This window comes from Bacillus sp. FAU20, assembly GCF_056033865.1.
Map to the genome: position 1 here is coordinate 335134 of NZ_JBVYHY010000027.1, position 19893 is coordinate 355026.

Here is a 19893-nt window from a genome sequence, read left to right on the forward strand (position 1 = left end):
ACTCCGTTTCTCCGTGACTGTCAATATTAACTTCGTCGAAAATTATACAACTTTGTGACAAAAATGTAAACGTTTTTATGAATAAAAGTATTGACGGATTTTGTTCGTGGGATTAATATTTAAATACATTAAATATTTTATTGTTTAAATAAGAGGTGGATAACATGCCAAATGATATGACGCATATCGATAAAATTCAAGCTCTTGCCTTTTCGATTGGAAAGAAAATGCAGACGGAGTTATTAGAACAAATGCAAGCGACAGGACTTACACCACCGCAGTTTTATATTTTAAAGATTTTAGATCATTATGGGGCTTCAAGAGCGACAACATTAGCGAAAAAGATGTATGTGAAGCCTAGCGCGATTACAGTGATGATTGATCGTCTAATCGATCAAGAACTTGTAGAACGCTATCACGACAAAGATGACCGTCGCGTTGTCATCATCGAGTTAACGAAAAAGGGGAAATCTAGAGTAGAAGAGGCAATGACAGCTCGTAACGAGCATATTGCAAAATACTTTTCACATTTAGAGTTGCAAGAAAGAGAAGATTTATTACGTCTCTTTGAGAAGTTAGAAACCATTATTTGTGGGACACAAGAGAAAAAAGAGAATAACTAAGAGGAATTGAGGAGATTACATGGAGCAACAAGAAAATCAAAATAGAAAGTTGTTGTTAATCGGTTTAATTATCGCGATGCTATTTGCTGCATTAGATGGAACAATTGTTGGTACAGCAATGCCACGTATCGTCGGTGACCTAGGTGGATTAAGTTTAATGACATGGTTAACAACAGCTTATATGTTAACATCAACGACAGTTGTACCAATTGCAGGTAAATTAGCGGATTTACTTGGTCGTCGTAACGTATATATAACAGGGCTAGTTATTTTCATGATTGGTTCGGCGTTATGTGGTATGGCAAATGGTATGACAGAATTAATTATTTTCCGTGGTATTCAAGGTCTTGGTGGCGGTATTATGATGCCAATGGCTATGATTATTATTGGAGATATGTTCACGGGGAAAGAACGTGCAAAATGGCAAGGTATTTTTGGTGCGTTATACGGCCTTGCTTCTGTAATTGGACCACAAGTTGGTGGTTGGATTGTAGATGCAGTGAACTGGAGATGGGTATTCTACATTAACTTACCGGTTGGTATTTTAGCAACAATCTTTATTGCAATGGGATTAAAATCGCATAAACAAACAGGACCAATTAAAATTGATATCGCTGGAATCTTTACGATGATTCTCGGTGTTGTAAGTTTATTACTTGCGCTAACGTTTGGCGGAAAAGATTATGCATGGGATTCTTGGCAAATTATCGGTTTATTTGCACTAGCTGTAATTGGTATTGTTAGCTTTGTTATCGTTGAAACGAAAGCTGAAGAGCCAATTTTACCAATGCATTTCTTTAAAAATCGCACATTTACAATACTGAATGCGATTGGATTCTTTATGAGTATTGGAATGTTCGGCGCGATTATGTTCGTACCATTCTTCATGCAAGGTATTGTAGGAGTAAGTGCTGCTGAATCAGGAACAATTATGACCCCAATGATGATTACAATGATTGTGATGAGTATTATCGGTGGGCAACTTGTATTAAAAGTTGGTGTAAAACCACAAATTATCGCAGGTATGCTTATTATGGCCGGTGGTTTCTGGTTATTAACAACGATGGATATGCACACAACGAAGCTTACAGCTACTTCTTATATGATGGTTATCGGTTTAGGAATGGGTCTTGTAATGCCGACATTAACATTAGCGTTACAAGAAAGCTTCCCGAAAAAAGACCTTGGTGTTGTAACATCATCAAGTCAGTTCTTCCGACAAATCGGTGGTACATTTGGTATTACAATTTTAGGATCAATTATGAATAACACTTCAGGTACGACATTAACAAAGAATTTAGTACCTGTATTAGATACATTCCCGAAAGAAGCGGGTCAAATGGTAACGAAATTTAAAGATATGATTCACACAGATCCACAAGGTTTATATTCGATGCTATTTAGCCCAGAGGCATTAAAACAAATGCCAGAAGCGTTCGCTAACAGCATTGTACCTATTTTGAAAAACTCTTTAGTAGACTCGCTTCATACTGTATTCTTAACAGGATTAGTATTTATCGTAGTAGGTGCCATCTTTACGATTTTCTTACAAAAAATTAAACTATCAGATCGTAAAAAAGATGCTGAAGAGCCTGCTGTAGAAGAAAAAGAAAAAACTGTATCATACTCATAATGAAGAAGCATCGCCTTATGGCGGTGCTTCTTTGAGTATAACCTTAAAAGCTTTTTAGTGAGAAATGATTGACGTATTTTTAGAAATACGTTATATTATTTTCTGTAAACGGTTACATGAAGTGAGGAGAAAAGAGAATGAGTACGATCAAAGACGTTGCGAAATTAGCGGGAGTATCTGTTGCGACCGTTTCCAGAGTTCTAAATAAAAATGGATATGTTCACGAAGATACATTAAAAAAGGTAGAACGTGCAATTGAGATGTTAGATTATAAGCCTAGTACAGTAGCGCGTTCACTGTATAATAAAAAGTCTCGTTTAATTGGCTTAGTTGTTCCAAATATCGTGAATCCATTCTTTCCGGAAGTTGCACGTGCCGTAGAAGATGTAGCACATAAACAAGGTTACACAGTTGTCCTTTGTAACTCTGATGAAAGTTTAGAAAAAGAGAAACAATATATTGATGTGCTTAGACAAAATAATGTAGATGGATTTATTGTAGCAACGAATCCACAAAATAGTGTTAATTACATGAATGTATCTGTTCCAGTTGTTGCGATTGACCGTATGTTTAATGAGCGTATTCCTACTGTATATGCAGATAACTATGCAGGAAGTCAGGCTGCGACAAAGTTGTTACTAGATAAAGGATGTAAACATATTGCACATATTCGCGGTCCACGTGATGTGAGTACTGCAAATGAACGCTTTGAAGGTTTTGTAGACGTTATTACGCAAAATAATCTTTCGTATATGATTGCAGAGAGTACGTTTGATCCAGCAAATAGTGAGCGTGTAGCGATGGAATTATTAGAAGAATACCCGCATATTGATGGTATTGTTGCTGGGAATGATTTAATTGCGATTGGTATTGTAAAGGCTGCACTTCAAAAGGGGATTGCCATTCCAGATGATTTACAAATTATCGGATTTGATGGAATTTCTTTAACGGAAATGATGTATCCATCTATTACAACAGTTGCACAACCGATATATGAAATGGGGAAAATTGCAACAGAGTTGTTGCTAGAGCAAATGGAAGGAAATACATTAGAAGAGAAACACTATCGTTTACCGATTGAAATTATAGAACGAAATACAACGAAGTAAGGAGATGAAACAGATGCCAAATATTGCAGTAGTAGGAAGCATTTCAATGGACTTAGTGGCTGTTTCAAAGAAACGGCCGAAAGCAGGAGAAACAGTAATTGGTGAAGAGTTTCATACAATCCCAGGAGGGAAAGGGGCAAACCAAGCAGTTGCTGCAGCTAGGTTAGGAGCAAATGTAGCAATGGTTGGAGCCGTAGGAAATGATGATTATGGAACAGTAGTTAGAAAAAATTTAGAGGACGAACGCGTTTTTATCGATTATGTGGTACCGGTTACAGATAGAACGACAGGAATTGCTCATATCGTTTTAGCAGAAGAAGATAACAGTATCGTTGTCGTACAAGGGGCAAATGCTTTTGTAAACAAGTCAGTGGTAGATCGCTCCAAAGACCTTCTTGTAAAAGCGGATATGGTTGTTCTTCAACTGGAAATTCCACTTGAAACAGTAAAATATGTATTAGCTATTTGTGAGGAACATAACATTCCTGTTATGTTGAATCCAGCGCCAGCACAAGTTTTATCAGAAGATATTTTAGAAAAAGCAACTTATATTACGCCAAATGAACATGAGTGCCGCATCGTATTAGATGATTTTACATCACCAATTGAAGATTTATTGGCGAAGTATCCAAATAAATTATTGATGACAGAAGGTTCTAAAGGTGTCCGTTTCCATAATGGAACAGAGATTGTACATGTTCCTAGCATTGCTGTTGATGTAGTGGATACAACTGGAGCTGGTGATACATTTAATGGTGCGCTAGCAGTTGCACTTTCTGAAGGAGAGACACTTCAAAAAGCAATTCGTTTCGCGAATATTGCTGGTGGTCTTTCTGTAACAAAACTTGGAGCACAGGGCGGTATGCCAACGAGAGATCGAGTACGTGAAGTGCAGGTGATTGTTGGATGAAAAAGCATGGTGTATTAAACAGTGAAATCGCGGCAGTCCTTGCTTCACTTGGGCATACAGATATGGTTGTAATTGCTGATTGCGGGTTACCGATTCCGGATGGAGTAAAACGAATTGATTTAGCTGTTGAGATTGGAAAACCGAGTTTTTTAGAGGTGTTACAAGTTGTAGCTGATGATATGGCAATTGAAAAAGTGACGTTAGCAGAAGAAGTCATTATAAAGAATGCAGAAGTAAATAAAGAAATCGAGCAGAAATTAATAGAGCCAGCATTTGAGTATGTATCTCATGAACAATTTAAAGAGCATACAAAGAAAGCGAAGGCGATTATTCGTACAGGTGAGGCTACGCCTTATGCAAATATAATTTTACATGCAGGCGTGATTTTTTAATAAAGGGAAGTGATGAGAATGCATATTGAAATGAAAAATATTTCAAAAGCGTTCAATGGCAATCCTGTTTTGAAGAATGCACAGTTTATGATTGAAACAGGAGAAGTTCATGCATTGATGGGGGAAAATGGAGCGGGTAAATCAACGCTCATGAAGATTTTAACAGGTGTATATAAAAAAGATGGTGGGACGATCACGATTGATGGGCAAGAGCGGACCTTTAAAAATGCGAAAGAAGCTGAAGAGTACGGCATCGCATTTATACATCAAGAACTAAACATATTGCCGAATTTAACAGTAGCTGAAAATATGTTTCTCGGTAAAGAGTTAATGTATGGGAAAACAGGTATTTTACGCACTCGACAAATGAACGCGATTGCGCAGCAACAACTAGCAGAGCTAGGATTGCATGTAAGAGGCGCTATGTTAGCAGAGGAATTATCGGTTGGACAACAGCAAATTATCGAAATTGCGAAAGCATTAATGACAAACGCGAGCGTTATTATTATGGATGAACCTACTGCGGCACTGACGGATCGTGAAATCGAAACGCTCTTTACAGTAATTAATAAGTTACGTAAAGAAGGTGTTTCATTCGTGTACATTTCGCATCGTATGGAAGAGATTTTCTCAATATGTGATGCTATTACGATTTTGCGTGATGGAGAATACGTGGGAAAGAGATTAATTCCAGAAACATCATTTGATGAAGTAGTGAGTATGATGGTGGGGCGCAGCATTGGTGAACGTTACCCAGAGCGAAATAGTCAAATTGGTGATATCATTTTTGAAATGCGTAACGGAACGAAGAAAGGGAAATTTGAAAATGTTTCGTTTCAAGTGAGGAAAGGTGAAATCCTTGGTGTAGCTGGTTTGATGGGGGCTGGTCGCACTGATATTATGAAAGCGATATTTGGTTATGAACCTTTAGACTCTGGACAAATTTTTATAAATGGACAAGAAGTAAAGATTGATAGTCCAATAGATGCAATTAGACAAAGAATTGCTTTTATTACAGAAGATAGAAAGTCTGAAGGATTAGTGCTAGATTTTTCAATTCGAGAAAATTTAGCTTTACCGAATTTAGAAAGTCTTTCAAAGGGAAGTGTTCTAAGCAACGAGCTAGAACAACAGTTTACAGAGGATATGATGAAGCTTCTTAATGTGAAAGCATCTAGCGGAGAGCAGGCAGTGAAATCTCTTTCTGGTGGAAATCAGCAAAAGATTGTAATCGCAAAATGGTTAGGCATTCATCCGCAATTACTCATTTTAGATGAGCCAACAAGAGGTGTTGATGTTGGAGCGAAAAAAGAAATTTACTCTATTATGAATAAGCTTACAGAGCAAGGCGATGCCGTTATTATGGTATCATCTGAGCTTCCGGAAGTTTTAGGGATGAGTGATCGAGTTCTTGTTATTCATGAAGGAAAAGTCCGCGGCATTTTAGGGAAAGATGAGGCATCACAAGAGTCTATTATGGCACTAGCTACAGGGGGAGAGTAAGGATGGCTAAGAAGGGGAATGTATTACAACAACTCGGTTCTTTAATCGGTTTAGTATTAATTATCGTCGTAATTACAGCTTTAAATCCAGCGTTTATTGAAATTCCAAATTTATTTAATATACTGCGTCAAGTATCGATTAATGCGCTTATTGCATTCGGAATGACCTTCGTAATTTTAACAGGGGGTATTGACTTATCGGTAGGTTCTATTTTAGCATTATCAAGTGCACTTGTTGCTGGAATGATGGCAAGTGGCATGGATCCGTTCCTTGCAATGGCAGTTGGACTATTAGCAGGTCTTGTAATGGGAATTGTAAACGGTATCATCATTGCGAAAGGAAAAGTAGCTCCATTTATTGCAACTTTAGCAACAATGACTATTTTTCGTGGGTTGACGCTTGTTTATATGGACGGACGTCCGATCACTGGTCTTGGTGATCATTTAATGTTCCAGATGTTTGGCCGCGGTTATTTTCTTGGTATTCCTGTACCAGCTGTTACAATGATGATCGCTTTCGCAGTACTGTACTTCATTTTGAAGAAAACGACATTTGGTCGCCGTACATTTGCAATTGGTGGAAATGAAGAAGCAGCAGCACTATCAGGTATTAATGTTACGAGAATTAAAGTAATGATTTACGGTCTTTCCGGAATTTTGGCAGCGCTTGCAGGTATTGTCTTAACATCACGATTAGATTCTGCACAGCCGACTGCAGGTACTTCTTATGAATTAGATGCAATTGCAGCAGTTGTATTAGGTGGAACAAGTCTTTCTGGGGGAAGAGGATGGATTGTTGGTACATTCATCGGTGTACTTATTATCGGTGTACTAAATAACGGTTTAAATTTATTAGGTGTATCTTCTTTCTTCCAACAAGTTGTAAAAGGACTTGTAATCTTACTAGCTGTATTAATTGATCGCCGAAAAGAAGCGTAATGGAGGGACAGTTCATGAAGAAATGGTTACTTATACTCGTTGCATGTATTATGGTCATTACTGCTGGTTGTTCAATGGAACCACCAGAATGGGCAAAGGATTCTAGCGATAAAGGTCGAAATAAAACTATTAAAGTTGGATTCTCTGTTTCAACTTTAAATAATCCCTTCTTTGTAACTTTGAAAAAGGGTGCAGAAAAGAAAGCGAAAGATAGCGGCATCGAATTGATTGCTGTTGATGCACAAAATGATGCAGCAAAGCAAACGAACGATGTTGAAGATTTAATTCAAAAGGGTGTCGATGTAGTTGTTATTAATCCGACCGATTCAGATGCTGTTGCTTCAGCAGTAAGTGCGGCAAATGCAGCGAATGTTCCTGTTATTACAGTAGACCGCGTTGCGAATTCAGGTAAGGTTGTTTCTCACATTGCATCTAATAATATCGAAGGTGGTCAAATGGCTAGTGATTACATTCGTGAATTAGTCGGCGATGGAGCAAACGTTGCTGAGTTAGAAGGAATCCCTGGATCGTCTGCTGCTCGTGAACGTGGGAAAGGATTCCATAACGTAGCCGATAAGTCTTTACAAGTAGTTGCCAAACAAGCGGCTGATTTTGATAGAGCGAAAGGATTATCTGTTATGGAAAACATTTTGCAAGCAAATAGCGATATTAAAGCCGTGTTTGCGCATAACGACGAGATGGCATTAGGTGCACTTGAAGCATTGAAGTCTGCTGGAAAAACGGATGTAGTCGTTGTTGGATTTGATGCAACAGAAGATGCTGTGAAAGCGGTTAATGATGGGCGTATGGCTGCAACAGTCGCTCAAAAACCAGAATTAATCGGAGAGAAGGCGATGCAAACAGCAAAAGAGATAACACAAGGTAAAAAAGTGGACAAATCTATTCCGATTGAATTAGAGCTTATTAAGAAAAATAAATAAATATAAAATGAAAATTAGGAAGGAAGAACAACAAATGAAATTCTTTATTGATACAGCAAACATTAACGAAATTAAAGAGGCAAATGCATTAGGCGTATTAGCTGGAGTAACGACAAATCCATCACTTGTAGCAAAAGAAGGCGTAGATTTTCACGAGCGCATTCGTGAAATTTGCAACGTTGTAGAAGGTCCTGTAAGTGCAGAAGTAATTAGCTTAGAAGCTGATAAAATGATTGAAGAAGGAAAAGAATTAGCGAAAATTGCTCCAAACGTTGTTGTAAAAGTTCCAATGACAACAGAAGGTTTAAAAGCAGTAAAAGCATTCTCTGACTTAGGAATTCGTACAAACGTTACATTAGTATTCTCAGCAGTTCAAGCGTTACTTGCAGCTCGTGCTGGTGCAACATACGTTTCACCATTCTTAGGTCGCTTAGACGATATCGGTCATAACGGTATGGACTTAATTCGTCAAATCGCAGAAATCTTTGCGATTCATGGCATCGAAACAGAAATCATTGCAGCATCTGTACGTCACAGTGTTCACGTAACTGACGCAGCATTAAACGGTGCACATATTGCAACAATCCCAGCAAACGTAATTGCTTCATTAGTGAAGCACCCATTAACAGATCAAGGAATTGAGAAATTCTTAGCTGATTGGGAAAAAACACAAGAGAAATAATAGAAAATCAAGAATCCTAGTTTAATTGACTAGGATTCTTTTTTATTTAAAAGAATTTTCATGCAATTTTGCATATTGTCTTTTAAATTTGTTATATAAGATATTTAATATATATCACATAACTCTTTATTTTTCATATTTCGATATAAAGTGGAACTTTAATCAGTGGGGGCTTTGTTCATCACCACACTGATTATTAGTTAAACCAAGGGATAAACAGATAGAGGGTCTGACCAGAAAACTGGAGGGCATGATTCTATAACAGAAAGTTTAATGTTTATAGAATTATGTCTTTTTATATAGGGAGGGTAGTAAACAGAGATTTCGACAAAAATGCACAGATTTATCTGAATTTTAAGTTTTATAAAAGGAGAGAAATGGAATGAGAAGAAAAGCCCCATTTAGAGTGTTGTCATCATTAGCAATTGCAGCAATTATCGGATGCACATCTGTAATGAGTGCGCCGTTAGCATATGCAGAAACGCCAGCAAAAGAGAAAGAGAATGTGTCTACAACGCCAATTGATTACAATTTAATTCAAGAAGATCGTTTAGCGGAAGCTTTGAAAGAAAGAGGAACAATTAATCCAGCATCTTCTAAAGAAGAGACGAAAAAGGCTGTCGAGCAATATATTGAAAAGAAACAAGGAGATCAGGCGAACAAAGAAATTCTTCCAGATGCTCACTCACAAGAAACGTCTGATTTCACAAAAAAAGTAAAAGAGAAAAAGATGGAAGAAAAGGAAAATGTAAAAAAGACTGAAAAAAATGTTAGCCTTGAGCAAAAGCCAGAACCAAATAAAAAGCAATTGAATGGGCAAGTTCCAACTTCAAAAGCAAAGCAAGCTCCATATAAAGGATCTGTTCGATCGGATAAAGTATTAGTGCTACTCGTTGAATTTAGTGATTATAAACATAATAATATTGATCAAACACCAGGTTATATGTATTCGAAAGACTTCAGTAGAGAACATTATCAAAAGATGTTGTTCGGTAAGGAGCCTTATACATTATTTGATGGTTCAAAAGTAAAAACGTTTAAACAATACTATGAAGAGCAGTCTGGTGGTAGTTATACGACAGACGGATATGTAACGGAGTGGCTAACAGTTCCAGGAAAAGCATCTGATTATGGAGCTGATGGTAGCAGTGGTCACGATAATAAAGGTCCGAAAGGTGCACGTGATTTAGTGAAAGAAGCTTTGCATGCAGCTGCTGAGAAAGGACTAGATTTATCTCAGTTTGATCAGTTTGATAGATATGATACAAACGGGGATGGGAATCAAAACGAACCTGACGGTGTAATTGATCATTTAATGGTAATCCATGCTGGTGTTGGTCAAGAAGCTGGTGGCGGTAAATTAGGTGATGATGCGATCTGGTCACATCGTTCAAAATTAGCAGTAGATCCAGTAGCGATTGAAGGTACAAAATCAAAGGTAGATTACTTTGGTGGAAAAGTAGCAGCACATGATTACACAATTGAACCAGAAGATGGAGCTGTAGGTGTGTTTGCGCATGAATTTGGACATGATCTTGGATTACCAGATGAATATGACACGAAATATACTGGAAATGGTTCACCAGTCGAAGCTTGGTCATTAATGAGTGGAGGTAGTTGGACAGGGAAAATCGCAGGAACAGAGCCGACTAGTTTTTCACCACAAAATAAAGACTTCTTACAAAAGAATATGGGTGGCAACTGGGCAAAAATATTAGAAGTAGATTACGATAAAATTAAGAGTGGTGTGGGAGTTCCTACATATATTGATCAAAGTGTTACGAAATCAAATCGTCCCGGCGTTGTACGTGTTAACTTACCAGGTAAAAGTGTTGAAACGATTAAACCGGAGTTTGGAAAGCATGCATATTATAGTACAAGAGGCGATGATATGCATACAACGTTAGAGACACCATTCTTTGATTTAACGAAAGGAACAAATGCAAAATTCGATTATAAAGCAAATTATGAGTTAGAAGCAGAGTGCGATTTCGTCGAAGTACATGCAGTAACAGAAGATGGAACGAAAACATTAATTGATAGACTTGGAGAAAAAGTAGTCCAAGGAGATAAAGATACAACAGATGGGAAATGGATTGATAAATCATATGATTTAAGTCAATTTAAAGGCAAAAAAGTGAAACTACAATTCGACTATATTACAGATCCGGCTGTAACATATAAAGGTTTTGCGATGGACAATGTAAATGTAACTGTTGATGGACAAGTTGTATTTTCTGATGATGCAGAAGGACAGTCTAAAATGAATTTAAATGGTTTTGTTGTTTCTGATGGGACAGAGAAGAAAGCTCATTATTACTACTTAGAGTGGAGAAACTATGCGGGATCAGATAATGGTTTAAAAGCAGGAAAAGGTCCAGTGTATAATACAGGTCTTGTCGTTTGGTATGCAGATGATAGTTTCAAAGATAACTGGGTTGGGATGCATCCAGGTGAAGGATTCCTTGGTGTTGTTGACTCTCATCCAGAAGCGCTAGTTGGTAATTTAAACGGCAAACCAGCATACGGTAATACGGGCATGCAAATTGCAGATGCTGCATTTTCATTTGATAAAACACCAGCATGGAGTGTAAATTCATTAACACGTGGTCAGTTTAACTATTCTGGATTACAAGGTGTTACAACTTTTGATGATTCAAAAGTATATAGTAACAAGCAAATTGCAGACGCAGGAAGAAAAGTTCCAAACCTTGGACTTAAATTCCAAGTTGTTGGACAGGCAGAAGATAAATCGGCAGGCGCTGTTTGGATTAAACGTTAATAACATAAAAGCACATTCTTCATATGAAGAGTGTGCTTTTTAATTTGTACAGTAAGTTATTATTTTAGTTTATCCCGCATTAACGGTCAGTAAGATCCCCACCTCAAAATTCAGCGGAAGTAAAGAAATTAGGTGGGAGATCAACTGCCCGTAAAAGCCCGATTGGTTCAACTAATAATCAGTGGGGATGAACAACCCCCCACTGATTAAAGTTTCACTTTATGTAATACAAGTGTTTATTCATGTGTAGTGTATCAAATTATGTGAGGAAAGGAAATATTTCCGAGGAAATTGTCGAAGTATCGTCAGTATTTATAAACTTTCTGTTTAAAAGAAGAGATGTATTATTGCCTTTACGGCTCAATTTATTTACATTGTTATTTGGTTATACACAAAAGTAATATATTGAGCAAAAAGAGTTCTATTCGATAGGGCTCTTTGGTTTTGTATTTGATATACAAATATTAACCTCGATTGTTTGGAAATGTATCTTCTTGTTTAGCGTCATTTGGACTTTAACTGCAGTTTTTGTTTTTCGTTTATATGAAGAGCGAGATGAGCCATTACCTTTTATATTTAAATTAATTGGCATTATTCCAACGCTTCCATTATATTACGGATTATATCAATATGCATTTTAAAAAAGACAACGATGGATTATCCCATCATTGTCTTTTTTACTTTGCTTCTTACATAAATCATACCAGCAAATGTTAATAAAAATGCTGTCCCGATAATGAAGCTGATGCTAGGTGATGCTCCGATTGCGCCGACTGTAAAGGAGCCAGCAACAACTCCTAATGAGAAGAAGGCATAAAATAATCCGAATGCCTTTCCGCGATTATCGTCTGTAGTATTTTCAACGAGTAAAGCGTTAATAGACGGAAAGAGGATTGCGAATCCAATTCCATAAATCATCATTACAATAAAGAGCATACCTTTTGTAGCAAATAATCCGAGTAAAGATAATGCGAATGCCATAACTGCAATTCCGATTAGCATTAGTTTCGAACGATTAAATCGATCGTAAATACGATTTGTTGGAAGCAAGAAGAAGAGGATAGCAGTAATACCAAATACACTTAACATCATGCCTGTTGTAGAGGCTTTAAGCGCTAATGCCTCAACTTTTACTGGTAACATATAAGTGACAATTCCTTGTGAAAACATTAATGTGAAAGCACCAATATATGCTTGTAATAACGGTTCTGATTTTAACAGTTCAATCATATCTTCTTTGTTCATCATTTGCGTTCTTGATGTATCTTTTCTTGATACGTTATTTGGTAAGAAGAATAGAGATACGATTGTACCAAGAGCCATTAAAATAGAAATAGTAATGAAGACCCATTCTACGCCAGCTGTTGCTTTCATAATACCGCTGAAAGCAGGTCCTACGATTGCCGCTGTTCCAACAGCAGCACCAGATAGAGCCATTGCTTTTCCTTGTCTTTTTGCATTTGTTTGTTTTGATAAAAATGTAAAGGCAGCAGGAATTAAAAAGCCATCACTAAATCCATGCATAAAGCGAACAACTAATAGTTGTTCACCACTTTGAACAACGGTGTATAACAAGACTATGAAACTCGTAATTCCCATGCTTATATAAAGGATTTTTTTTGCACCAAATTTATCGACAGCTGCTCCAGCAATAATATTACCGATCATATTAGCGAATGAGTACATACCGACAACTAGCCCGATAATAAGAGGGGTTCCTCCAAGGCTTTGAGCGAAAGTACTCATAATAGGTAATTGTGAAAATGTATCTAAAAAAGCCACGATAACGATAAAGTAAATAAAATATTTCAAGCGATATTCACCTCTCCTATGCTATTATGGCACAATGCTAATTTCACCTGCAATGAAATTGAATTAACAGATGTGGAAAAAAGTACAAAGTGACAAAATATTGAACGTTATTTGTAAAAAATTAGTAGAAATGCGATTGTTTTTTTGAAATATATGGATAGAAGTATTATAATAGAATTGTAAACTTCACCAGGTTAAGTATATACATAGAGAGGGATGTATAAAATGAAAGCACTACTTTGGCATAATCAACGTGATGTACGAGTAGAAGAAGTACCAGAACCAACAGTAAAACCAGGAACAGTGAAAATCAAAGTTAAATGGTGTGGTATTTGTGGGACAGACTTGCATGAATATTTAGCAGGGCCTATTTTTATTCCAACAGAAGAACATCCATTAACACATGTGAAAGCACCTGTTATTTTAGGTCATGAGTTTAGTGGTGAGGTAATAGAGATTGGTGAAGGAGTTACATCTCATAAAGTGGGAGACCGCGTTGTTGTAGAACCAATTTATTCTTGTGGTAAATGTGAAGCTTGTAAACATGGACATTACAATGTTTGTGAACAACTTGTTTTCCACGGTCTTGGCGGAGAAGGCGGCGGTTTCTCTGAATATACAGTAGTACCAGAAGATATGGTTCATCACATTCCAGATGAAATGACGTATGAACAAGGTGCGCTTGTAGAACCAGCAGCAGTAGCAGTTCATGCAGTACGTCAAAGTAAATTAAAAGAAGGGGAAGCTGTAGCAGTATTTGGTTGCGGTCCAATTGGACTTCTTGTTATCCAAGCAGCTAAAGCAGCAGGAGCGACTCCTGTTATTGCAGTTGAACTTTCTAAAGAACGTCAAGAGTTAGCGAAATTAGCAGGTGCGGATTATGTATTAAATCCAGCAACTCAAGATGTGTTAGCTGAAATTCGTAACTTAACAAATGGTTTAGGTGTAAATGTTAGCTTTGAAGTAACAGGTGTTGAAGTTGTACTACGTCAAGCGATTGAAAGTACAAGCTTCGAAGGACAAACTGTAATTGTTAGTGTATGGGAAAAAGACGCAACAATTACTCCAAATAACTTAGTATTAAAAGAAAAAGAAGTTATTGGTATTTTAGGATACCGTCACATCTTCCCAGCTGTTATTAAATTAATTAGCTCTGGTCAAATTCAAGCAGAGAAATTAATTACGAAAAAAATTACAGTCGATCAAGTTGTTGAAGAAGGATTTGAAGCACTTGTAAAAGATAAAACACAAGTGAAAATTCTTGTTTCACCTAAATAAGATAGAATCGAATAGAGTAGCCCTTTTCTAGAAATAGAAGAGGGCTACTTTTTTTCTATACTGAAAGGTGATAGACTTTCCTTTGACTAAATGTATTTTTGTTTGGAAGGGAGAATCTAATGCTTTCATTTTTGTTAACTTTAAAGCGAATGTTAAGAGCCTGTTTACGAGCGTGGAAAGATAAAGAATTTCAAGTATTATTCGTATTAACAATTTTGACTTTAATATCGGGTACGATTTTTTATAGTACAGTTGAAGAATTACGTCCTATTGACGCTTTATATTTTAGTGTGGTCACGTTGACGACTGTCGGTGATGGGAATTTTAGTCCGCAAACTGATTTCGGAAAGATATTTACAATCTTATACATATTTATTGGGATTGGATTAGTGTTTGGATTTATTCATAAGTTAGCAGTTAATGTACAATTGCCAAGTATATTATCGAATAGAAAAAAAGAGTAAAGCATTCAGATGCTTTACTTTTTTTTACATTAGTTTAGACAAGCCTTAATAATAGTTTATTAAAATGAAAGTGTATTCATTCATTATATTCACTGTGTATAAAGTTATAATGATATGAACATTTGCATATTTTAATTTAGTGATAGAAATTTCGTGAAAGGTGGGATATTCTAGTCATAGGTTAACCGGACGACATCATAGGATCCTAACAAAATGTTTACAATAACTCAATTATAAAATGGAGGATTTTATATGAAAAAGAAAGTACTTGCTTTAGCGGCAGCTATTACATTAGTTGCTCCATTACAAAGTGTTGCATTTGCTCATGAAAATGATGGGGCACAGAGATTTGGAGTTATTCCGCGCTGGTCTGCTGAAGATAAACATAAAGAAGGCGTGAATTCTCATTTATGGATTGTAAACCGTGCAATTGATATTATGTCTCGTAATACTACAATTGTAAAACAAGATCGAGTTGCATTATTAAATGAATGGCGTACGGAGTTAGAGAACGGTATTTATGCTGCTGACTATGAAAATCCTTATTATGATAATAGCACATTTGCTTCACATTTCTATGACCCTGACAATGGGAAAACTTATATTCCGTATGCAAAGCAGGCAAAGGAAACTGGAGCTAAGTATTTTAAGTTAGCTGGTGAGTCTTACAAAAATAAAGATATGAAACAAGCATTCTTCTATTTAGGATTATCTCTTCATTATCTAGGGGATGTAAACCAACCGATGCATGCAGCAAACTTTACGAACCTTTCGTATCCACAAGGGTTCCATTCTAAATATGAAAACTTTGTAGATACGATAAAAGATAACTATAAAGTAACGGATGGAAATGGATATTGGAACTGGAAAGGTACGAATCCAGAAGATTGGATTCATGGAGCGGCAGTAGTTGCGAAACAAGATTACGCTGGCATTGTAAATGATAATACGAAAGATTGGTTCGTGAGAGCTGCTGTATCACAAGAATATGCAGATAAATGGCGCGCTGAAGTTACACCAATGACAGGTAAGCGTTTAATGGATGCACAACGTGTTACTGCTGGATATATTCAGCTTTGGTTTGATACGTACGGAAATCGTTAAGTATTTAAAAAAGGTCAAATCTCAGAATAGAGTATTTGGCCTTTTTATCACTATACAATACATGGAGGTATGAAACGTGAAAGGTAAATTGCTAAAAGGTTTACTTAGCTTAGGTGTTGGTTTAGGGGCTTTATATAGCGGAACGTCAGCTCAAGCAGAAGCGTCTACAAATCAAAATGATACATTAAAAGTGATGACGCATAATGTATATATGCTATCAACAAACTTATATCCGAACTGGGGACAAACTGAGCGTGCTGATTTAATTGGGGCGGCAGATTATATAAAGAATCAAGATGTAGTTATATTAAATGAAGTGTTTGATAATAGCGCCTCAGATCGTTTATTAGGGAATTTGAAGAAAGAATATCCAAATCAAACAGCGGTATTAGGTCGTAGTAGTGGTAGCGAATGGGACAAGACGTTAGGAAACTATTCATCTTCAACTCCTGAAGATGGTGGCGTTGCGATTGTGAGCAAATGGCCAATCGCTGAAAAGATTCAATACGTATTTGCAAAAGGATGCGGGCCAGATAATTTATCGAATAAAGGATTTGTATACACGAAAATTAAGAAAAATGATCGTTTCATTCACGTGATTGGTACGCATTTGCAAGCGGAAGATAGCATGTGCGGAAAAACTTCACCTGCATCTGTACGTACAGACCAATTAAAAGAAATTCAAGACTTTATTAAAAATAAAAATATACCAAAGAATGAGTATGTGTTAATTGGTGGTGATATGAACGTAAATAAAATAAATACAGAGAACAAGAATGATTCAGAGTATGCATCTATGTTTAAAACATTGAACGCTTCTGTACCATCTTATACTGGACATACAGCGACTTGGGACGCGACGACAAACAGTATTGCAAAATATAATTTCCCTGATAGTCCTGCTGAGTATTTAGATTATATTATTGCAAGTAAAGACCATGCGAACCCATCGTATATAGAGAATAAGGTGTTACAGCCGAAATCTCCACAATGGACTGTTACATCATGGTTCCAAAAATATACGTATAATGATTACTCTGATCATTATCCAGTAGAGGCGACTCTTTCTATGAAGTAGTTTCAAAAAGTTTCTTCGTAAAGAAGAAACTTTTTTTATTTGCAAACAGGAAAATCACACTTTCTTTCCAATATGTATAAGACATATTGAGAAGAGGAGAGAAAAATGTGGATCGAGGACTTTTTAAAGAAGTTCCATTACCGTGTGCATTTTTGGATGAAGTGGCTTTAGATAGAAATATTCAATCGATTATAGAGTTAAGTGGAAATAAAAAGATTCGTATAGCGAGTAAATCGTTACGCTCTGTTCCGATTATGCAAAAGATTTTAGCTGCAAATGATCGATTTCAAGGTATTATGTGCTTTTCACCTAGAGAGATTTTATTTTTAATAGAACAAGGATTTAATGATTTATTGCTTGGATATCCTGCTTACGATGAAAGAGCTCTGTATGAAATTAGTTTGTTAACAAAGAAAGGTTTCATTATAACTTGTATGGTGGATTGTGAAGAGCATATTGTGTATTTAGAAAACATTGCTGAGAAATCTAAAGGATGTTTTCGTGTTTGTTTGGATATTGATATGAGTAGTCGTTTCTTTCAATTTCATTTTGGTGTACAAAGGTCCCCAGTAAAAAATGTGCAGGATGCGTTGAAAGTAGTAGAAAAGGTGAGAAGGTCATCATATTTAATGTTAGATGGTGTGATGGGTTATGAAGCTCAAATTGCTGGGGTGGGAGATCATATACCGAATCAATGGTTGAAAAGTAAAGTGATTTCGTATTTAAAGCAGAAATCAGTGCTAGAAGTTAAAGAAAGAAGAGAACATATTGTAAAAGCAATACAAAACATTGGTATTGAGCTAAGGTTTGTAAATGGAGGCGGAACAGGAAGCATAAAAACAACCGAGAAAGATAATTCAGTTTCAGAGATTACAGTAGGTTCTGCTTTTTATTCTCCAAAGCTGTTTGATTATTATAAAGAGGTGAAATTTCATCCAGCGGTCGGATTTGCCTTACCAGTTGTGCGGAAACCAGTCCCGTTTATTTACACTTGCCTAGGTGGTGGATATATTGCTTCAGGAGCAGTTGGAAAAGATAAAGAGCCTGAAGTTTGGAGACCGAAGGGTGCAAAACTATTAGCTTTAGAAGGTGCTGGAGAGGTACAAACACCAATTTTTTATAACGGCGAGGAACGAGTGGATATAGGAGAGTCCATATTGTTTCGCCATAGTAAAGCTGGTGAGTTATGTGAGCGTTTTCCTTTTTTGTATCGTGTTAAAAAAGGAGAGATTGTTGGGGAGTATTCAACATATCGGGGGGATGGCCAATGCTTTCTATAAAGGGACAAAAGTGGAGAAATTGGACAGGGAATGTAGAAGGAACGCCGCATTATACGATGTATCCAGAAAGTATACAAGATGTAGTAGAAGTTGTGGGGCTTGCGCGAAAAAAGGGGAAGAAAATTCGTGTTGTCGGTTCAGGACATTCGTTTACACCCCTTGTGCAAACGGAAGAAGTTTTAGTTTCTTTAGATGAATTGAAGGGTATTGTGAATATTGATGCAGAGAAGATGGTTGCTGAAGTATGGGCAGGAACAAAGTTATATGATTTAGGGAAGTTACTTGAGGAAAAAGGTTATGCGCAAGAAAATTTAGGAGATATTGATTTACAATCTATTGCAGGAGCGATTAGTACGGGGACTCATGGAACGGGTATTACCTTTGGGAGTTTATCAACACAAGTTATAGAGATTACGGCAGTTTTATCTAATGGTGAGAGTATAGTTTGTTCGGAAGCTGAGAACGTAGAATATTGGAGAGCGTTTCAGTTGTCACTTGGAATGTTAGGTATCATTGTAAAGATAAAATTGAAGGTTATTCCAGCGTATTCACTCGTTTATGAAAGTGAGAAACAGTCATTATCTACTGTAATGAACAAACTAGAAGAATATAAGAAGCATCGTCATTTTGAATTTTTCGTTTTTCCTTATTCTGATGAAGTACAAGTGAAACTTACGAACGAAACAACGAATAAAGGCAGTGATTTGAAATGGCATAAACTAAAGGTAGAGTTACTTGAAAATAGGATGTTCTCTTTACTATCTAAAGGATGTAAATGGTTTCCTTCTATAAGTAAAGGAGTGAGTCGATTATCAGCTAAAGCTGTACCAAACACAAAAATAATTGGCCCGAGCTATGAAGTATTTGCTACATCACGTACGGTACCATTTTATGAAATGGAGTATAGCATTCCTTCAAAGTATATGAGGACGGTTGTAGAAGAAATCTCAAATCTTATTGAAAAGAAAAAGTATAAGGTGCACTTCCCAATCGAATGCCGCTATGTAAAAGGGGATGATATATGGCTTAGTCCAGCCTATGGAAGAGATTCAGCGTATATCGCTGTTCATATGTATAAAGGTATGAAATATGCTGCTTACTTTGGCGAAGTGGAAAAAATTTTTCTGAAGTATGAAGGGCGTCCGCATTGGGGGAAAATGCATACATTATCGTATGAGCAATTACAAGATATATATCCAGAGTTTCATTCGTTTTTACAGGTGAGGAAATCTCTAGATGAACTTGGAATGTTTTTTAATCCTTATGCAGAAAAGTTATTTATCCCGCTATTTGTCAGGCAGTAAGACCCCCACCTCAAAATTCAGCGGAAGCAAAGAAGTTAGGTCGGGGCTGATTAAAGTTTC

17 protein-coding genes and 1 pseudogene are annotated in these 19893 nt (G+C 36.7%); 17 read left to right on the forward strand and 1 reads right to left on the reverse strand.

Going from position 1 to position 19893, the window contains the following annotated elements; all coding sequences use genetic code 11:
- Positions 1 to 164 precede the first annotated feature (164 nt).
- The 11 genes and pseudogenes from AC0OM3_RS27340 to AC0OM3_RS27390 all read left to right on the forward strand — a co-directional run.
- Positions 165 to 623 carry a MarR family winged helix-turn-helix transcriptional regulator gene (locus AC0OM3_RS27340; RefSeq protein WP_001132366.1) on the forward strand — a complete coding sequence of 153 codons (459 nt, stop codon included), beginning with the start codon at positions 165 to 167 and terminating at the stop codon, positions 621 to 623.
- 19 nt (positions 624 to 642) lie between these two features.
- The gene (locus AC0OM3_RS27345) at positions 643 to 2256 is read left to right on the forward strand and encodes an MDR family MFS transporter (protein WP_000437640.1); all 1614 of its coding nucleotides are present in this window, start codon (positions 643 to 645) and stop codon (positions 2254 to 2256) included.
- Positions 2257 to 2393: 137 nt separating this feature from the next.
- Entirely contained in the window at positions 2394 to 3365 is a 972-nt protein-coding gene (gene rbsR, locus AC0OM3_RS27350) for a ribose operon transcriptional repressor RbsR (RefSeq protein WP_000104057.1), read from the forward strand.
- 13 nt (positions 3366 to 3378) lie between these two features.
- Positions 3379 to 4275 carry a ribokinase gene (gene rbsK, locus AC0OM3_RS27355; protein WP_061883778.1) on the forward strand — a complete coding sequence of 299 codons (897 nt, stop codon included), beginning with the start codon at positions 3379 to 3381 and terminating at the stop codon, positions 4273 to 4275.
- Complete coding sequence (gene rbsD / locus AC0OM3_RS27360) at positions 4272 to 4667, forward strand: D-ribose pyranase (protein ID WP_000716135.1); 396 nt, start codon at positions 4272 to 4274, stop codon at positions 4665 to 4667. Before rbsK ends, rbsD begins: the two co-directional genes overlap by 4 nt.
- An 18-nt stretch (positions 4668 to 4685) precedes the next feature.
- A complete protein-coding gene (gene rbsA, locus AC0OM3_RS27365) occupies positions 4686 to 6170 on the forward strand; it encodes a ribose ABC transporter ATP-binding protein RbsA (protein ID WP_061883779.1) in 1485 nt (494 codons plus the stop codon).
- A gap of 2 nt (positions 6171 to 6172) precedes the next feature.
- Entirely contained in the window at positions 6173 to 7108 is a 936-nt protein-coding gene (locus tag AC0OM3_RS27370) for an ABC transporter permease subunit (RefSeq protein ID WP_001074641.1), read from the forward strand.
- A 14-nt stretch (positions 7109 to 7122) separates the two neighbouring features.
- Entirely contained in the window at positions 7123 to 8049 is a 927-nt protein-coding gene (rbsB, locus tag AC0OM3_RS27375; protein WP_000758971.1) for a ribose ABC transporter substrate-binding protein RbsB, read from the forward strand.
- Between the two features lie 34 nt (positions 8050 to 8083).
- Entirely contained in the window at positions 8084 to 8731 is a 648-nt protein-coding gene (gene fsa, locus AC0OM3_RS27380) for a fructose-6-phosphate aldolase (RefSeq protein ID WP_000667661.1), read from the forward strand.
- A 382-nt stretch (positions 8732 to 9113) separates the two neighbouring features.
- Positions 9114 to 11513 (forward strand): M6 family metalloprotease immune inhibitor InhA2, encoded by a 2400-nt coding sequence (gene inhA2 / locus AC0OM3_RS27385; RefSeq protein WP_474213271.1) that lies wholly within the window; start codon positions 9114 to 9116, stop codon positions 11511 to 11513.
- A 428-nt stretch (positions 11514 to 11941) separates the two neighbouring features.
- Positions 11942 to 12154: pseudogene (locus AC0OM3_RS27390) on the forward strand (hypothetical protein); the annotation flags it as partial.
- 16 nt (positions 12155 to 12170) lie between these two features.
- Here the strand turns inward: AC0OM3_RS27390 and AC0OM3_RS27395 are convergent.
- The gene (locus AC0OM3_RS27395; RefSeq protein ID WP_000873268.1) at positions 12171 to 13325 is read right to left on the reverse strand and encodes an MFS transporter; all 1155 of its coding nucleotides are present in this window, start codon (positions 13323 to 13325) and stop codon (positions 12171 to 12173) included.
- Between the two features lie 225 nt (positions 13326 to 13550).
- Between AC0OM3_RS27395 and bdhA the strand changes: the two genes are divergently transcribed.
- The 6 genes from bdhA (at position 13551) to AC0OM3_RS27425 (ending at position 19833) form a co-directional block, all read left to right on the forward strand.
- Positions 13551 to 14603 (forward strand): (R,R)-butanediol dehydrogenase, encoded by a 1053-nt coding sequence (gene bdhA, locus AC0OM3_RS27400; protein ID WP_000645827.1) that lies wholly within the window; start codon positions 13551 to 13553, stop codon positions 14601 to 14603.
- A gap of 119 nt (positions 14604 to 14722) precedes the next feature.
- Positions 14723 to 15067, forward strand: a complete 345-nt coding sequence (locus AC0OM3_RS27405) for a potassium channel family protein (RefSeq protein ID WP_000948209.1) — start codon at positions 14723 to 14725, stop codon at positions 15065 to 15067.
- A gap of 252 nt (positions 15068 to 15319) precedes the next feature.
- Positions 15320 to 16171 carry a phospholipase CerA gene (gene cerA, locus AC0OM3_RS27410; protein WP_061883780.1) on the forward strand — a complete coding sequence of 284 codons (852 nt, stop codon included), beginning with the start codon at positions 15320 to 15322 and terminating at the stop codon, positions 16169 to 16171.
- 76 nt (positions 16172 to 16247) lie between these two features.
- Positions 16248 to 17249 (forward strand): sphingomyelinase C, encoded by a 1002-nt coding sequence (gene sph / locus AC0OM3_RS27415; RefSeq protein WP_474213272.1) that lies wholly within the window; start codon positions 16248 to 16250, stop codon positions 17247 to 17249.
- Between the two features lie 107 nt (positions 17250 to 17356).
- Entirely contained in the window at positions 17357 to 18529 is a 1173-nt protein-coding gene (locus tag AC0OM3_RS27420) for an amino acid deaminase/aldolase (RefSeq protein ID WP_000373793.1), read from the forward strand.
- Positions 18517 to 19833 carry a D-arabinono-1,4-lactone oxidase gene (locus AC0OM3_RS27425; RefSeq protein WP_000948945.1) on the forward strand — a complete coding sequence of 439 codons (1317 nt, stop codon included), beginning with the start codon at positions 18517 to 18519 and terminating at the stop codon, positions 19831 to 19833. Before AC0OM3_RS27420 ends, AC0OM3_RS27425 begins: the two co-directional genes overlap by 13 nt.
- The last annotated feature ends 60 nt before the right edge of the window (positions 19834 to 19893 follow it).

Bases quoted from the DNA above. Each gene is read 5' to 3' on its own strand.
- AC0OM3_RS27340 (WP_001132366.1), top strand. From the start codon at position 165: ATGCCAAATGATATGACGCATATCGATAAAATTCAAGCTCTTGCCTTT.
- AC0OM3_RS27345 (WP_000437640.1), top strand. From the start codon at position 643: ATGGAGCAACAAGAAAATCAAAATAGAAAGTTGTTGTTAATCGGTTTA.
- rbsR (WP_000104057.1), top strand. From the start codon at position 2,394: ATGAGTACGATCAAAGACGTTGCGAAATTAGCGGGAGTATCTGTTGCG.
- rbsK (WP_061883778.1), top strand. From the start codon at position 3,379: ATGCCAAATATTGCAGTAGTAGGAAGCATTTCAATGGACTTAGTGGCT.
- rbsD (WP_000716135.1), top strand. From the start codon at position 4,272: ATGAAAAAGCATGGTGTATTAAACAGTGAAATCGCGGCAGTCCTTGCT.
- rbsA (WP_061883779.1), top strand. From the start codon at position 4,686: ATGCATATTGAAATGAAAAATATTTCAAAAGCGTTCAATGGCAATCCT.
- AC0OM3_RS27370 (WP_001074641.1), top strand. From the start codon at position 6,173: ATGGCTAAGAAGGGGAATGTATTACAACAACTCGGTTCTTTAATCGGT.
- rbsB (WP_000758971.1), top strand. From the start codon at position 7,123: ATGAAGAAATGGTTACTTATACTCGTTGCATGTATTATGGTCATTACT.
- fsa (WP_000667661.1), top strand. From the start codon at position 8,084: ATGAAATTCTTTATTGATACAGCAAACATTAACGAAATTAAAGAGGCA.
- inhA2 (WP_474213271.1), top strand. From the start codon at position 9,114: ATGAGAAGAAAAGCCCCATTTAGAGTGTTGTCATCATTAGCAATTGCA.
- bdhA (WP_000645827.1), top strand. From the start codon at position 13,551: ATGAAAGCACTACTTTGGCATAATCAACGTGATGTACGAGTAGAAGAA.
- AC0OM3_RS27405 (WP_000948209.1), top strand. From the start codon at position 14,723: ATGCTTTCATTTTTGTTAACTTTAAAGCGAATGTTAAGAGCCTGTTTA.
- cerA (WP_061883780.1), top strand. From the start codon at position 15,320: ATGAAAAAGAAAGTACTTGCTTTAGCGGCAGCTATTACATTAGTTGCT.
- AC0OM3_RS27425 (WP_000948945.1), top strand. From the start codon at position 18,517: ATGCTTTCTATAAAGGGACAAAAGTGGAGAAATTGGACAGGGAATGTA.